Source organism: Pseudomonas sp. 2995-3 (assembly GCF_002742565.1).
Classification (GTDB): Bacteria; Pseudomonadota; Gammaproteobacteria; order Pseudomonadales; family Pseudomonadaceae; genus Aquipseudomonas; species Aquipseudomonas edaphica.
In genome coordinates this window covers 1-257 of the sequence record NZ_LJSB01000029.1, presented here as the reverse complement: position 1 = coordinate 257, position 257 = coordinate 1, and the positions used below count along the sequence as shown (strand labels likewise).

At 39.7% G+C, this 257-nt stretch carries 1 pseudogene; it reads left to right on the top strand.

Annotated features, from left to right (window positions below):
• A pseudogene (locus AOA62_RS00110) lies at positions 1–257 on the top strand (hypothetical protein); the annotation flags it as partial.

Genomic DNA, 257 nt, shown 5'->3' with positions numbered 1-257 from the left:
ATGGATGACTGTAACGTATGAAGGTGAATATGTAAATGGACTCCGTCATGGACATGGTAGATTCGTAGACCGAAGTGGCAATATTTATGAAGGTGAATGGGCAGATGACCAACCAAATGGATTTGGTGAAGCACTCCTATCAAATGGTGAATCCTATGTCGGTGAGTGGAAAAACTGGGAAAGACATGGAGAAGGTACAGTTATGAAAAATGGAGAAATCATTCATCAAGGAATGTTTGTAGAAGATAGATTTCAAG